Here is a 15,700-nt window from a genome sequence, read left to right on the forward strand (position 1 = left end):
ATCATGTTAATAGTTCTGTAAAATCATTTTGCGAATCATTCTTTGATTGTTGATGGTTACTTCGCAATAATAGATACCATTGGCCCAGTTACCTCCATCGATATTCACTTGTTGTAAGCCCTGGCTCATGGTACCATTCTGAACTTTCTTTACCAGGCTGCCCTTGGCGTCATACATATTTATGCTAACCACAGATGGCTGAACCAAATTGAATCTTACTTTAAATTGACTGTTGAAAGGATTGGGAAGGGTTTGCAATTGCGCTTGCATTTCAAATGCCGGTTCCGCATTCTTAACTTCATTGTTCCGTCTTTCAGAAAGATTCATTTCTCCTACATAATAGGACCGCATCATTTCATGATCCTCGTGTGAAAGAATGTGACAGTGCCATGCATATAGTCCTTCGATATCAAATTTGGTAATTACCCTTGTCACTTCACCCGGAAACGTCACCCAGGTATCTTTCCACCCTTGTTCATCAAGACCGGGAGAATTGGGTTGACCAATCAAGCGGATATCGGTTGGTTTACCATTTTCCTCATCCACGCTGGCTGAGAATTTCTGACGATTTATTAATTGCATAGTTACCCCATGCAGGTGAATGGGATGTGCATCCTCGGTTTCATTATAGATCTCCCATATTTCCGTACTGTTCAGCATCGGGTTTTCAGTTATCGGATCATGCCATTCCAACACGCCATCTTCCACTGTTCCCAGCATGGGTTTTAACCGGTCGTATTCATCTTCTGCTTCAAAAAGAATGAGTTTGCGTGCCGGTAAAGTGGTTTCAAGAGGAACAATCGGCGGACGTAATGTGGCAGGTACACTGGTCAACGGGTAATCAGGATTAAGCGGTTTGGTTACACTAAAAGCCATGATACGTCCCGTTGTTTGCGGATTTACAGCCGATCCTTTTGGGAAGGGCGTTTTGGCATTGTTGCGTACAATGATGGTTTGTCCCCATAAAGATGGATGCGAAAAATCCAGGATGATATCCTTACGTTCGCCGGGGGCGATAAGCATTTGCGTTAACGGAACCGGTGATGGCAGCAAGCCATTATCCGTAGCAATCTGTTGAATGACTAGTCCGCTTGAAAGAAACAAATTATAAAACCTCGAATCAGAACCGTTGAGGACACGGAAACGGTATTGCCTTGGCTCTACTTCCAGTATGGGCCATGTTTTCCCGTTTACCAGAATAAAATCACCAAAAAATTCAGGCAATATGCTGGGGTTTGGCTGCTCTGCTTCTTCGGGCATAGAGGGATAGTATAATTGCCCGTTTGTGGTAAACATCCTGTCCTGGATGACTAACCCTAAGTCAAAAGGGGACGCAGGAAGTTTGGCTGTGTTTTGCAAATTCATTTCATTATTGTCGGTCAATAAATAGTACCCGGCAAGACCTGCATAAACATTCAAACGGGTAATTCCCAACGCATGATCATGATACCAGAGGGTTGCAGCCTCCTGTGTATTGCCGTAATAATAAGGTGTTAAATCACCTTTGATAAAACCAGGGCCTTTCAAAGCAAAATTAGGAGTAAACCATGCATCGGGTAAGCCATCACTTGCTGACTCCGTTTGTCCACCATGCAGATGCGTTACTACCGGGATTCCAGACTGCTGCCAGTTGGTGATACCGCTTAATGCCCAATGAAGGGTAGGGTCAAGCGGCAGCAAATGTGGTAATGGTTGATTACTGCCATTAACAAGGTTGTTTCGCCAGAATATTTCAATGGGTGTATTTTTTTTTGCAAGGATAGTAGGACCGGGATAAGAACCATTATATCCCCAAACTTTTGTTTGCATAGGTTGTTGGGTAGCGGGGTCTACCAGGCCCAGCCATTGATCGAACTGTGAAATACCAATGGTAAATAAACCGCCATTGCGTCCATCAATAACCGATGGAACAGGTAGCGGGTTTACAAACTGGGATTGTGTTTTTGGATCCAGCGTCGTTTGTGCCGATGCCGGCAAAGTCAACGATGATAAAAAAATCATCGGGCCCAGCCATCGTTTAGAATGAATGGTAAAGAACTTTTCCATAATGCCCGTTTTGGTTGATTAAATAAATTATAATTTATTGATGATAAGTTAGAAAATGAACCTGGTTTGAAAAGTGACAAGGGTCACCGAAACTGATGAGTCTTATCACTTGAATAAAAAATGATGATGAAAATGTACAGACAAGGATCAGTTGGAGTATTGCCCGGCATCGGTTAGCTCGTGGGTAGATATGTGGGAACCTATTGGATCGACGTGCTACAGGGATGGTAAGTGAATAACGGGTCCACCCAACACACCTACCCAATGCAATGAGACGTCTGCGAAACAAAAAATCCTTCCTAATTTTATTGCTAAACCAGTGGCAAATGAAAACACGTTCTCTGTCGCTAAAAGTTTCACCAGTGATTGGTGTTGTTTCAGCTGAATGTATTATCCCGGAAAATAGCCATTGCATTATAACTCTCGCACACGGTGCAGGTGCTGGTATGAATCATTCTTTCATGGTTACGTTAGCACAATTACTTTCAGAACAAGGCATCGCGACGTTGCGTTTCAATTTTCCATTTGCTGAAAATAAAAAAGGAAGACCCGATATTCCTGCGGTGGCTCATGCAACTATTGCATCAGCGATTGCTAACGCACAGAAATTATTTCCGGAGCTCCCGCTTTTTGCAGCAGGAAAATCATTTGGCGGACGAATGACTTCTCAATATTTGTCGGCACATCCCGATGCTGCCGTAAAGGGAATTATCTTTTATGGTTTTCCCTTACATCCCCCGGGCAAGCCATCAACTGAAAGAGCGGAACATTTAAAAGAAATAAAGACACCGATGCTGTTTTTACAAGGAACCAAAGATGAATTGGCCGCATGGGATTTGATAGAGCCAGTATGTAAATCGCTAAAGTTTGCTGAGCTGGTAAAAATAGAAGGAGCGAATCATGCGTTTAAAGCCGGGAAGCAAAATATTCTGCAACTACTTGCCGACAAAACAAAGGAATGGATTGCGAAAATGATAAAGAAATAGCGGTTCAACAACAGACTAACTAAAGAGAAAGAACTCCTGCAGCGCCTCTTTACTTCTCATGTCGAAGGATGGTTCAAGCCAAAAGAGCATAGAAAGAATTTATTTTCACATTCTTGCCAAACAAAAAATATTTGTGAACGACGCCGGTTGATGCAACATATTTTCAACAAACACTACATTAAATAAGTAGAAAGGATTGTTTATTTCCCTGTAACATTTCTCTGTTTCAAAACGTTAAATCCAATTAGCAATTCGTCCAAAGTAATCTCCATACTTTAAAAAAACATCAACAGCCATGTCAACAAGATCCTTCAAAGCCATATGGCTTCTTTCAGTCAGCTTTCTTTTTGGCCAATCTTTGTTCGCCCACAATGGCAGTGTAGCCTATGCTTATCCGCTGGGTAAGATCAGGATTGACGGTGATTTCTCCGACTGGCCGCAGAATGCCATGAAATATAGGATCAGGAAAAATTTATCAGATGCGAAACCGAAAGATGACACTGATTTTTCCGGTTTTTTCCAGCTTGGTTATCGCCTTGACAACCGGTCCCTGTATATTGCTTTTACAGTAACAGATGATGATTTTATAGAAGATACCAGTCAAAATGTGCGATGGAATTCTCAGGATGGTCTGGAACTAAGCATTGATGCCAGGCACCTGCTCTCAGGTTCAGGCGTGGCTTCTTTTATGTACAGTAAAAAACTGCGCAATACCAACAATGCCTTTTATGATCCCTTTGCAAAAAGCGCAAGCTGGGATATCATGGAGGTTGCTATTGTTACCACGGGTAATAAACGTTTCTATGAGTGGCGGATCATGTTGGGTGATCAGTTTTCTGTTGGTAAATCTATTGGCTTCGATTTCCATGTTTTTGATAAGGATGGCGATGGAAGTTTCTCCTATTCGGCCTGGGGTAAAGGTGGTTCGAAATACATGAATCCAAACAGCCTGGGCGATGTGATCCTCTTGCCTGCTCATGTAAAACTGGCAACGCTTTCGGGAAATGTGGGCTGGGACAAACCAATAAAAGTGCCATTGCCTGGTGAAGTTTGTATCAGAGCTGTACAAAACCCGGGACTTTGGCTGGAAACCGAATTGGATAGTACAGGAAATTATTCGGTAAACATTCCGGCAGGCAAATACGAAATCATGTTGCCGGATGCTTATTTTTTAAGCGGGGATAAGGTATATGTTGCGGAGCAGAAAAAGCCGATTGTTGTTTTAGCCAAAGCAGGACAAAAAACAACTGCCGCCAGGGTCACCATTCCGGGTTCACCCGCACCCGATTTAATTCCCGCTAAAGCTATACTTCCTGATTTCAGCGCTGCGAACGCAGAAGAAGTGGATCGGTTTATAACAACCTATCAAAAGTATTACGGCATTCCCGGTGTTTCGCTGGCTTTGATTAAAGATGGGAAAATGGTTTATCATAAAACGTATGGTGTCCGCAATACAATGACTGGTGATAAAGTGGATGAAACGACGCTTTTTGAAGCAGCTTCTATCACCAAGCCGGTGTTTGCTTTTGCGGTGCAACGACTCGCAGAACGCGGCGTTATTGATCTTGACAAGCCCCTTTATCTTTATTTGCCCTATGCAGATATCGCATCCGATGAACGTTATAAGCTAATGACCGCAAGACATGTATTGACACATCGGACTGGTTTCCCCAACTGGCGATGGATGAATGAAGATGGAAAACTGAATCTTAAGTTCACACCCGGCACTGGTTATGGTTATTCAGGCGAAGGATTTGAATACCTGAAAATGGTGATAGAAAAAATTACCGGCAAGAAAGTGGAACAGGTATTACGGGAAGAAGTGATCGAACCAATAGGTCTTTATCATACCTTCTTTTCCAAAAATGATTCGTTGCAACAAATGGTGGCATTTGGTCACTATAATGGGTTGCCGAGTAATAATGATTTGCCCGATTCTCCGGGCATGGCTTATTCGATGCATACGGAAGCCAGCATATTTACCAGGTTCATGCTGTATTTATTGGAACAAAAAGGACTGAAGGCAGCAACCTATGACACCATGTTCCAAAAGCAATCCGACTTCAACTATGATCCCGGCGATGAAAAGCCAAAAATACCGGCATATATGGGCATGAGCCTGGAGATCCGTGAAACGCCTTTTGGAAAATCTTTCGGACATGGTGGTAACAATGGCGATTTCAAATGCAAGTTTGAAGTGTACAAAGATTTAAAAATGGGCTATGCCATTTTTACTAATTCCAATACATCCGATGTGTTACTGGAGTCGATGCGAAAGTTTTTGGTGGAAGGGAAAGATGAGCCTTAAATGGTTAGGACAACAGCGATCAACTCTTTCAAAATAAAAATTTTATCACTCCGGCAAAGCGTTGTCAAGAAAATAGTTTTCTGAATCGGCAATATAATCCACCGGGTTGGGCTGCAGGGTTATTCTTGCCTGCGATGCATAATAGGCGCTATCTTTTGCTTCAAAGCCTTCGGGGCCATCATAGCTGAGGATCCAGATAAATTTATTTTTCTCCCGGACCACCCACGCTTTTTCGATTGTAAAACCATATTTGATTCGCAATGGATAAACACCTTTTTGCCAGGCACTGACGAATTCATTCATCTTTCCCCGATTAATCGTGAATATCCGTACTTGGGTTGTTTTTACTTTTTTTTCTTTTTTGGCTGGAATAAAATTTACAAAGAGAAAAAAGGCAGCCGGGCAAAAGAAAGCCGGAAGAATCAACTTTTTCATGGTTTAGTTTTTGATTGTTTTTTTTCTAAGTTACCATTCAAAAACCGATTTGTTTCAAAACAGGAAAGTATTCCTGCATTCTTCTGAAAAGTTTGCCTCCAGGTATTATTTTTACCGGAACTATGAACAACGGGGAAAATATGGAATTTGAGATGCTGGCTCTTTTTGAGATGACGCCGGATCTTGTATGCATCGCCGGAGAAGATGGTTATTTCAGAAAAATAAATCCTGCTGTAATCAATAAATTGGGTTACACGAAAGAGGAATTGTTTTCCTGCCCGATTTCCACTTTTATTCACCCGGATGACCGGGACTATACAGCGAGGGAAAGAAGTCAATTATTAAAGGGCAAAACCCTGCTGAATTTTCAAAATCGCTATGTTGCAAAGAACGGAACCGTGATCTGGCTGGAATGGACATCGGTCTTTTTGCCAGATAAAAAAATCGTGTTTGCCATCGCAAAAGACATTACGGCAACCAAGCATCGCGAAAAGGAAACAGAGGAAAAGTATCACACTTATAAAAGCATGGCCACTCACTTTAAAAGCCGTGCGGAAGAAGACAGAAAATACCTGGCGCATGAATTACACGAGGAGGTGGCACAACTGGCAGCGACAATAAAAATCCATATTGCGGGTATCGGTCATCAGCAAGCCGGCTTACCGGAAACGGTAAAGGAAAAAATAGAAGAGACCTTGTCGCTATCCGACCGGCTGGTGAGAACGATCCGAAGAATTTCCTTTTCCGTCAGGCCGAATATGCTGGACGATTTGGGTTTTAATGCCACTCTCGAATGGGAATGCAAGGAGTTTCAGGTATTAGCCGGGATACCCTGCAAGTTTATCAGCCATTGTACCGAAGATGATCTGCCTGCTGGCATTAAAATCGATTTCTATCGTATATGCCAGGAAGCGCTGAGTAATATCATGGAACATGCAGCAGCTAAAACAGCCACTGTGATGCTGCATTGCAACACCGATACCATCATGCTTAGCATTGCCGATGACGGTATCGGTTTTGATGTTAAAAGACATTCATCATCTCCGGGGTTATTGAATATGCAGCAACTGGCCGTTTCGATCAATGGCCGGCTGAGTATAGAAAGCGAGACAGGAAAAGGAACGAGGATTTCAGTGGTTATAAAAAAGAGCGGTTAAATTTTGCCCGATTTTTTTACGGTCGGGCTAGGGTAGTAGGTTCAATTTTTTTTATACATGAGAATTCATCAAGTCATAAAAGAAAAAAATGGCCGGTATGGTCTTTCGGCTCCTATATAAGAAGACACTAAAAACTATAACTTCATGCCATGAAAAATTTGGTTGCAATTTTTATCGTTTCTTTTTCTTTTGCCGCATCAGCACAGGAACATACACCTCAACTATTAAAAGGACCCGCTGGCTGGGAATTTGAAAGATTTGCGTTACCTCCTGCATTTGCGCCTGGGATTACATATAAAGGTGCAGAGGAGCTTCGCTTTGCGCCGGGAATGTTCAACAAAGATTCAGCAGCTTATTTTACTTATGCGTTCGTGGTTCAACTTGACGATGTTACGGCTATTTCACAAACCGATATCCGGAATTATCTATTGAACTATTACAAAGGCTTGTGCAGTGTTACAGCAAAGGATCGTAACCTTGTGATTGATACATCCCAAATAACTGCTGCTGTAGAAAAGAAAAAAAACACAGGTGCGAGTGAAACCGTTTACAATGCTTCGATGAATATATTTGGAGTTTTTGTTGATGGCGCCCCGGTAAAATTAAATTTGGAAGTGAAAGTTTTACTGGATACCGCAGCCCACAAAACTTATCTCGTTTTTACTGCATCTCCTCTCGAAAAATCAGCTGTTATATGGAAAACGCTTTACCGGATTCAAAAGGAATTTAAAAAGCCGGGGTAGGAGTTGTACCGGTGTGACAGAATGCATATCGGTCTTGTTTTTTTAATAAACTAATCTTAACCACAAAGACACGATGGCAGCTGAAATATATTATGCGTTTTACCGGTAGATCCACAAAAGGATTGGTTTTTCTGAACGTTGGATGATACGGGAAAGCCGGTCAAAAAAATTATACGACACCATCGGGCATCCTAAACTATTACAGAGAACCCGTGGAAAAATTTCTTCATCAGGTACACAATCGTATCCATGAATAACAACTCCTCTCGAAAAAGCATTGGAGTTACTGTTGTCAAGGCCATGAAGCTTGAATGATTCACCGTATTTGCCATTGTAGAAGACGCCGACTTTATAGCGACCCATAGAACTACAACCACTATTGGCAACGTTGGAGAACCTTGCCCGTGAAAGAAAGCGTTCTTCGCAACTTCCGTGAGCTACCAAACCTGAATAGGCAACCCCGCCTTTATCAAGATCGTAAACAAAAAATCGATTTTTGCCACTAGGAATACTCATATCAATCAGAAAACAATAATCGGTGGAGTAACCCTTCTTTTCTGCGTATTCAGCCATCTCGTTGGCCCGGTTGCTTAAGCTCAACAAAGACTTTTTTACCTTTTTTTCAGATTTTTTATTTTTTTTCGCAGTAACCTTTGTCGATTTCTGCGTTATTTTAATTCCGGCATCGGCCGTTTCAGTGGAGGTATTTTTATTGTCAGCGGTGCATGATACCAGAAGAAAAAAAGATGCCATCAACAACAGTAACGAACCTGTTTTTTTCATAGGAATGAATTTTGATCAAGATAAAAAAATCGCCGGGGAGCCGGTGAATAAATACCACATTATCAAATGTGCATCGAGAAATCAGGCGACCATTGTCGGGATACTACGAGAAATAATACGAGGTGGTAGATTGCAGAAGCATATCATGATTAGCATGCGGATGAAATCGGCTGATAAATTCACTATCGAATAATGCGATGGCTCATTGATCATAAAACTGGCAGATGGTTTGTAGGACTACTTAACAAATTAATGAGTGCAACCTATGAGATGGATGATTCTACTGATGACGTCGCTTTTATCCCTTACGGGTTATGCGCAGGCAGAAGCTGATATAATTATCGGGAAATGGTTAAAGACTTCCAAGGAAGACTTAATTATCGAAGTATCCAAATCAGGTGATGAATACCTGGGGAAGATAACCTGGACAAGAGACAATGATTCTGCCAGGCTTAAAGGGTTTCAAATCTTGGAAGGGCTGAGATATGCTACTGAAGAAAAGGTGTGGGAAGGCGGAAAAATTCATCATCCAAAATCATCAGGTACTTATCAGGCTACTGCCAAAATCCGGTCAAATGGGACGCTTGAAGTCCTCGCCTACAAGGGGTTTAAATTTATTGGTAGAAAAAAATATTTCCGGCGGGTTAAATGAAAGTGTAATCATTTCAATCAGGTGTCAATCATCTCCGCTTTTACTTCTGGAAACATGGAAATTTAGAATGAAATATTTCCAATCATCTGAACCTTTTGTTCCCGTTAATTGTTTTTTCGTTTTAAAACCCTGATTATTTAAAATAAAAAATATGGAAGCTACAGAACAACTGGACTTAATGGTAAAAATGACACTCAATGCATGGGACACACAAAACAACCAGCTTAATAAATTAATCGGCTCTTTATCAGATGAACAATTTGCCAAAGAAATTGCACCGGGTAAAAATACGGGTGTTTATTTGCTGGGTCACCTGGTAGCAGTCAGTGACGGACTATTGCCGTTATTGGGTTTTGGAGAACGATTGTTCCCTGAATTGGAGGAGCCTTTTATTAAAACGCCCGATAAATCGGGCCAGTCAATGCCGCCTGTTTCAGCGTTGAAGGAAAAGCTACAAAAAGTGACTGCGGAGTTAGCGGCACATTTCCAGGCTTGTACGGCTGATGAATGGCTTAGCCGGCACATGGCCATTTCTCCTGAAGATTTTGTCAACGAACCGCATCGCAATAAATTAAATGTAGTTATCAGCCGCACCAACCATCTGGCCAATCATTTGGGACAAATGCTTTTGCTGAAATAATTTGTTGAATAATTATTCGGGAATATTCTAATGAATTGAACGGGAAAAATCAACTTAATCTCAGTTATGCTTACATCAACAGCACCAATAACATCCTGGCGAAAGAAAGAAATTGTGCAGCAATACCTGGCTGAATTATCAAAATATATTCAGGATCTCAAAGAGGGCAAAACGGATGAAGTGCTGGAGATAAGAGATTTTGCCGGTATGTTACATATTCACCCGGTTCACCTTAGTCATACAATAAAAGAAGTAACTGGCCGGTCCACCTGCGAACTGTTTGAAGAACGGCTCGTGAATGTGTCAAAGGAGCTGTTGCTGGACAAAAAATTATCCATTGCCGAAATAGCAATCCGCCTTACTTATGACCCTTCTAATTTTACCAAGTTTTTCAAAAAATTTACCGGTATGACGCCGAAAAAATTCAGGTTAGAAAATCTTTCTACTGTATAAAATCTTAAATGCTCACCATTTTTTCTTAAGCAGTCACCATTTTCTTCAGTCCGCCCCGAGGAATTTTGTGTTCTAAATAATTAATATGTCAGTACAACCGAAAATTGCTGTAGTAACAGGCGGCAGTCGTGGCCTCGGAAAAGATATGGCGTTGGCCCTTGCCAAAAAAGGGATAGATGTTATTCTTACCTATCGATCCAAAGAATCAGAAGCGATGGAAACAGTAGCGGTTATTGAGGCAATCGGCCAGAAAGCGACAGCCATTCAACTCGACATGAGTGAATTTTCGTCGTTAGATAATTTTGCCAAACAGCTAATGAAAACTTTACAACAAAAGTGGCAAGTCAATTCATTTGATTTTTTGATCAACAACGCCGGCATGGGAGCCACCGTTCCTTTTGAACAAGTAACGGAGGAGTTGTTCAATGATTTTTTAAATGTTCATTTCAAAGGCATTTATTTCTTAACCCAAAAATTGGTACCGAATATCAATAGCGGTGGACGAATCATCAATATTTCAACTGGCACTACCAGATTTACCAATCCTGGTTATTCGGTGTATGCATCAATGAAAGGCGCCATCGAGGTGTTTACAAAATACCTGGCGAGAGAGTTAGGAGCAAAAAACATTGCTGCTAACGTAGTAGCTCCGGGACCAATTGAAACGGATTTTAACAGTGCAGCGATTCGCAGCAATCCCCAGATGAAAGAGAGACTCAGTTCTTTGTCACCACTGGGCAGGGTTGGTCATGCCAGCGATATCGGAGGCGTGGTTGCTTTTCTATGCACAGAAGAAGCAGGCTGGATCAACGGGCAGCGGATTGAAGTAAGTGGTGGTATAAATGGATAGATTGACGTTTTTAACAGCAAAGCCGCCCTTCGAAGTTTTATTTAGTGAAGCGAAAATCAAAAGCCCCGGCATCACCGGGGCCTTCTTATTTGCTTCTCTTTTCTTATATCCAATAATTACCGTTCAATCACCTAATGATCATTCCCTAAAAAGATCTTAGTTTTCTTTCCTGCTCTTATTTAAAATGCGGAGAGCCTGATGATATTCCTGCAAAGTAATCCTGCCGCTAAAAAGAAGATTATACAACCTGTGCTTATTGACAGATTTTTCTGAACTATTTTCTTGTATTGATTCGTTTGTATTAAAACGCATAATTGATAATTTTTTAGTCACCTGGATGAACGATTATATTCATCCAAATGCGATTAATTAATAAATCTGGATAAAGGCCAATGATGCTTATGGCATCGGGTAAGCCATATTTTCAAAAGCTCTTCTGAGAATAACCAGGAACCGTTTCATAGTTTTCGTTTTTTTGTTCATAAAATAATTTTACTGGCAATTGGTTGAGCAACCATCAGGAGCGGCCCGTTATTGGCCGGCTTTCGAAGTTGGAGACTAGTACGATCAACTCTGGCACAAAACTAAAACAAGATGCAGGTCTGTTGAAATCAAACTATGCCCGGTTTATAGATGTTCACAGAACCAGCAATTTGCTAGAATGCTTGTGGGTAAAGGGTTTTAGTCTGAATATCTCACGACGTCCAACCGTGTTTATTGTTCAACATATGCCGGGTTCTTTCCTTTGTTTTAACATCAGTAGCACAAACATTTAGATTTTTCATCCTTGGGCTGGTGTCGTGTATCCTGACAAAGATTTATATTTAATAGATATTTTTATTAAACCAGCCCTGCAATGAACCAACGACTACGTTTTATTCCATTCTTACTATTACTGGTCCTATGGACCGTTCAACTCAGTGCCCAAACATCCGTATTACCCCGGAGCATTCCCGAAGACCAGGGTGTTTCTTCCAAAGGCATTATCGATTTTCTCGATGCGATGGATAAAAGTAAACATGAGATGCATAGCCTGATGATTTTGCGTCATGGTAACATGATTGCAGAAGGGTGGTGGAGTCCTTATCGTCCTGAACTGAAACACACTTTGTATTCGTTGAGTAAAAGTTTTACGTCGACGGCTGTTGGATTTGCCGTGCAGGAAAAACTACTGACGGTAAACGATAAGGTGATTTCTTTTTTTCCTGATAAACTACCGGGAAAGGTTAATGATTACTTAGCTGCATTGAGCGTGAAGGATCTGTTATCCATGTCAGCAGGTCAGGCCCCTGATCCAACAGGTCCGATCATTACAAAGGAAACTGACTGGATAAAAGGCTTTTTTGCAACACCCATAGTTTATCAGCCCGGTTCAGTTTTTTTGTATAACTCAGCGGCCACTTATATGCTTTCAGCTATCGTACAAAAATTAACGGGGCAAAAAATAGTGGATTACCTGCAGCCGCGGTTGTTTGGCCCATTAGGTATTCAAGGGGTGGATTGGGAAACTGATCCAATGGGCATCAACACCGGTGGCTGGGGATTAAGAGTAAAGACAGAGGATATTGCCCGCTTTGGTCAATTGTACCTGCAAAAAGGGAAATGGAACGATAAACAAATTTTACCTGCGGCATGGATAGAAGAAGCTACCAGCTTTAAGGTCGATAATGCACCGGATGCCAGTCAGGGAAGAAGGGATTCCAGTGACTGGGCCCAGGGTTACTGTTATCAATTTTGGCGTAGCCGGAACAATTCGTATCGGGGGGATGGCGCATTTGGTCAATACATGTTGGTATTGCCCGAAGAAGACGCTGTCATTGCCATTACCTCTGAAACGAATGATATGCAGGGGCAGCTCGATCTTGTTTGGAAATACCTGTTACCTGCTATGCGGGTTGATAAATCTACCCTTGATAAAAAAAATGCGGCCATTCTTAAAAAGCGACTATCCATATTAAAACTACCGCTACCTCTAGCTGCCGATAGTGCTTTTGTTACACCGGTTATTTCCGGGAAACAATTCAAAATCGAACCGAATCCTAAACAGGTTGCTCAAATCGGCTTTACTGAAAAAGATCATGTCATCACTCTTGGTTTGACCACAGAAAAGGATTCTTATCTGCTGAAGTTTGGAAAAGGGAAATGGATAGAAGGTATTACTGATTTATTAGGGCCATCATTGGTTGCAGGTGCTAAAGGACATTTTGCGGGCCTGCCACCCTCGCAGATAGCCGGAAGCTACAGCTGGAAAAGTGCTTCCCTGCTGGAAATGCAGTTGCGGTATATCGATAGCCCGCATACGTTGATAATGATCTTTCATTTTGAAGGAGATAAAGTTTTGGTAGACATGAAAGATAGTTTTGCTGCTCCTGATAAAAAAGTAACGTTGGTAGGGAAGCAGGGCCAATAAGCAGCCGTTGCAGGAATGTTCATTGAAAAACTCATTTTGACTGCAGCAGAAACGTCCGGTAGCGCATAAAAAAATATTAACTTCATAGAGTTAAAAAAAATTATGCCTATCTACATGGATGTACACATTGTTCCCGGGGTAAAAGCCAGGAACGTTGCGGAGGCCCATCGGATGGACCTTCTGCACCAGGAAGAATATGGTTGCAATTGCATGACCTATTGGATAGACGAAGGAAGAGAAAGCATATTTTGTTTAATCGAAGCTCCCACTAAAGAAGCGGTTGAAGAGATGCATAGCCGTTCTCATGGATTAATACCTAGTAAAATAATTGAAGTAAGTCCATCGCTGGTAGAGTCATTTCTGGGAAGAATATATGATCCTGTAGAAGCAGAAATTTCAGAAAATGGGTTAAAGGTTTTTAGCGATCCGTCTTTCCGTATTCTTTTGGTGACAACCAGCAACGACCCGGTTTTATTGGGCTATAAGCTGGGCGCTGAAAAGGCCGATGAATTGCTGAACAGGCATAATAGTATCATCAGGAAATATCTTGCGACACATGGTGGCAGTGAAGTCGAACATGGCGGAAATGGTTTTATTATTTCCTTTACCTCAGCTACCAAAGCTGTACACTGTGCCCTGGCTATTCAAAAAGATATAGACAAGGCGGATGCAGATAAGATTGATTTTAAAATGAGTCTCAATGCCGGTGAGCCCATTGAGAAGAGTAATAAGTTGTTTGGTGACACCATACAAATGGCCCAACATCTTTGTACCGTTGCCAAATATTTCCAGGTAGCTATGACATCTTCGGTGAAGGACCTGATATCAAAAGATTATTTCCAACGTTCCAACAATCAATTTTTTATCCTGCCGCCGCAGGATGAAGCGTTGCTGGAGCAATTGTTTACCAGGCTTGATGAAAACTGGCAGAATGCTGATTTTGATGTAGACGACTTTTGCCAGGCTATGGCCATGAGCAAGTCGCAGCTATACCGTAAGACAATTGCCCTGACGGGACTTTCCCCCAACATACTACTGAAAGAGTACCGGCTTGAAAAGGCAAAGGAACTGATGAAAAGGCAGCATCACAATATTGCCCAGGTCACTTTCGACTCAGGCTTTACCAGCCCGTCTTATTTTACCAAGTGCTTCAAAAAGAAGTATGGCCTTCTTCCCAATAGCTATATCGACCTATTACATTAGTGCCTGTTGCGACTGACTTAATTTTATCATTTTTTGAATGATTTGTAGCAGACCGCTTACCATTTGTTGAACGATTTGTTATAGCCTTCCGGCAGAACTGGTTTTTAACTTTAGGTATCATTTAATTATTAAACCAAGAGTTATGAAACAGATTACCAACCACTGCCTGATGCTTGTTGTTATTCTCCTGTTTACAGGGTCAGCCGCCCTGGCTCAGACATCAGCAAGCAATCCCAAAACAAAAAACACAACAGCAATGAAAACTTATCTTATTGAAAGAGAAATTCCCGATGCCGGTAAATTAACAGCCGAAGAACTGAAGGGGATATCCCAAAAGTCCTGTTCTGTTTTAAAAGAGATGGGACCTCGAATTCAGTGGATACAGAGTTATGTAACGGGCAATAAAATAACCTGTGTTTACAAGGCAGAAAATGAAGAACTGATCAGGGAACATGCAAAAAAAGGCGGCTTCCCGGCTAATTCTATTACCGAAGTGGCTTCAGTGATCAGCCCGGCCACAGCCAACTAACTTTTAATCCAACCAAAGGGTTGGTGCACCTCCATTAACAGCCCATGAGGCGACAGATTTGTAATAGGTGATTATGAAAAATTGCCCGCTTTTCGCGGGCAATTTTTTTCTCAGCGCATGCGTGGAATGAAAAATTGTATCAACAATCTTCAATCAATATGGATCAGGTATTTAACAGAACTACTCAACCTTCTTCTCTGCCTTCTCACCATTTTCCACAATATCACCTTCTTTGAAAAGAATATTTTTCATGATCGTTCTCCATTTTTCTTTTTTTCGCAACAGGAATTCCAGGTTCATAGCAAAGTGGATGAATTCTTCCTGTTGGGCTTGCATCATGATCTTTTTGGCTTCCCTGTCTTTTTCTACCGCTAAGCGTTGCTCATACCAATCAATGGCTTCCGCTTCTTCTATCAATGATTGTATCATACGGGCAAAGGTCCTTACCCGCTGTGGCAACTCCTGTGGCGGCTCGTGGTATTGATCAAATCCCATATTGTTTGTT

The 15,700-nt window shown here is 41.7% G+C and carries 15 protein-coding genes; 11 read left to right on the plus strand and 4 right to left on the minus strand.

The window, feature by feature from the left end:
- Positions 1-6: 6 nt before the first annotated feature.
- A complete protein-coding gene (locus ACFEL9_RS25055) occupies positions 7-2,046 on the minus strand; it encodes a multicopper oxidase domain-containing protein (RefSeq protein ID WP_385895850.1) in 2,040 nt (679 codons plus the stop codon).
- 326 nt (positions 2,047-2,372) lie between these two features.
- Here ACFEL9_RS25055 and ACFEL9_RS25060 point away from each other — a divergent pair, with 326 nt between their 5' ends.
- Together ACFEL9_RS25060 and ACFEL9_RS25065 are read left to right on the plus strand one after the other, a co-directional pair.
- Positions 2,373-3,032 carry an alpha/beta hydrolase family protein gene (locus ACFEL9_RS25060; protein ID WP_385895853.1) on the plus strand — a complete coding sequence of 220 codons (660 nt, stop codon included), beginning with the start codon at positions 2,373-2,375 and terminating at the stop codon, positions 3,030-3,032.
- A gap of 295 nt (positions 3,033-3,327) precedes the next feature.
- A complete protein-coding gene (locus ACFEL9_RS25065; protein ID WP_385895856.1) occupies positions 3,328-5,340 on the plus strand; it encodes a serine hydrolase in 2,013 nt (670 codons plus the stop codon).
- A 45-nt stretch (positions 5,341-5,385) separates the two neighbouring features.
- Here the strand turns inward: ACFEL9_RS25065 and ACFEL9_RS25070 are convergent, their stop codons facing one another.
- Complete coding sequence (locus ACFEL9_RS25070; protein WP_385895859.1) at positions 5,386-5,775, minus strand: hypothetical protein; 390 nt, start codon at positions 5,773-5,775, stop codon at positions 5,386-5,388.
- 140 nt (positions 5,776-5,915) lie between these two features.
- Between ACFEL9_RS25070 and ACFEL9_RS25075 the strand changes: the two genes are divergently transcribed.
- Together ACFEL9_RS25075 and ACFEL9_RS25080 are read left to right on the plus strand one after the other, a co-directional pair.
- Positions 5,916-6,932, plus strand: coding sequence for a PAS domain-containing sensor histidine kinase (locus ACFEL9_RS25075; RefSeq protein WP_385895861.1), 1,017 nt, complete (start codon positions 5,916-5,918; stop codon positions 6,930-6,932).
- 149 nt (positions 6,933-7,081) lie between these two features.
- Positions 7,082-7,675: a hypothetical protein gene (locus ACFEL9_RS25080; RefSeq protein WP_385895864.1), complete on the plus strand. Its 594-nt coding sequence runs from the start codon at positions 7,082-7,084 to the stop codon at positions 7,673-7,675.
- 99 nt (positions 7,676-7,774) lie between these two features.
- On the opposite strand, the gene ACFEL9_RS25085 is transcribed toward ACFEL9_RS25080, so the two are convergent.
- Positions 7,775-8,458: a murein L,D-transpeptidase catalytic domain-containing protein gene (locus ACFEL9_RS25085; protein ID WP_385895867.1), complete on the minus strand. Its 684-nt coding sequence runs from the start codon at positions 8,456-8,458 to the stop codon at positions 7,775-7,777.
- A gap of 265 nt (positions 8,459-8,723) precedes the next feature.
- On the opposite strand from ACFEL9_RS25085, the gene ACFEL9_RS25090 reads away from it, so the two are divergent.
- The 7 genes from ACFEL9_RS25090 (at position 8,724) to ACFEL9_RS25120 (ending at position 15,195) form a co-directional block, all read left to right on the plus strand.
- Positions 8,724-9,110, plus strand: coding sequence for a DUF2147 domain-containing protein (locus tag ACFEL9_RS25090; protein WP_385895869.1), 387 nt, complete (start codon positions 8,724-8,726; stop codon positions 9,108-9,110).
- A gap of 151 nt (positions 9,111-9,261) precedes the next feature.
- The gene (locus ACFEL9_RS25095) at positions 9,262-9,750 is read left to right on the plus strand and encodes a DinB family protein (protein ID WP_385895871.1); all 489 of its coding nucleotides are present in this window, start codon (positions 9,262-9,264) and stop codon (positions 9,748-9,750) included.
- Positions 9,751-9,816: 66 nt separating this feature from the next.
- Complete coding sequence (locus ACFEL9_RS25100; protein WP_385895874.1) at positions 9,817-10,203, plus strand: helix-turn-helix domain-containing protein; 387 nt, start codon at positions 9,817-9,819, stop codon at positions 10,201-10,203.
- Positions 10,204-10,288: 85 nt separating this feature from the next.
- A complete protein-coding gene (locus ACFEL9_RS25105) occupies positions 10,289-11,053 on the plus strand; it encodes an SDR family NAD(P)-dependent oxidoreductase (protein ID WP_385895877.1) in 765 nt (254 codons plus the stop codon).
- 856 nt (positions 11,054-11,909) lie between these two features.
- Positions 11,910-13,463, plus strand: coding sequence for a serine hydrolase domain-containing protein (locus ACFEL9_RS25110; protein WP_385895879.1), 1,554 nt, complete (start codon positions 11,910-11,912; stop codon positions 13,461-13,463).
- Positions 13,464-13,577: 114 nt separating this feature from the next.
- Positions 13,578-14,666 carry a nickel-binding protein gene (locus ACFEL9_RS25115; protein ID WP_385895882.1) on the plus strand — a complete coding sequence of 363 codons (1,089 nt, stop codon included), beginning with the start codon at positions 13,578-13,580 and terminating at the stop codon, positions 14,664-14,666.
- Between the two features lie 142 nt (positions 14,667-14,808).
- Positions 14,809-15,195 (plus strand): DUF4242 domain-containing protein, encoded by a 387-nt coding sequence (locus ACFEL9_RS25120; RefSeq protein WP_385895885.1) that lies wholly within the window; start codon positions 14,809-14,811, stop codon positions 15,193-15,195.
- Positions 15,196-15,375: 180 nt separating this feature from the next.
- Here ACFEL9_RS25120 and ACFEL9_RS25125 read toward each other — a convergent pair whose 3' ends face one another.
- Positions 15,376-15,690: a ferritin family protein gene (locus tag ACFEL9_RS25125; protein ID WP_385895887.1), complete on the minus strand. Its 315-nt coding sequence runs from the start codon at positions 15,688-15,690 to the stop codon at positions 15,376-15,378.
- Positions 15,691-15,700 lie beyond the last annotated feature (10 nt).

The sequence above is a fragment of the Terrimonas alba genome (assembly GCF_042434975.1).
GTDB lineage: Bacteria > Bacteroidota > Bacteroidia > Chitinophagales > Chitinophagaceae > Terrimonas_B > Terrimonas_B alba.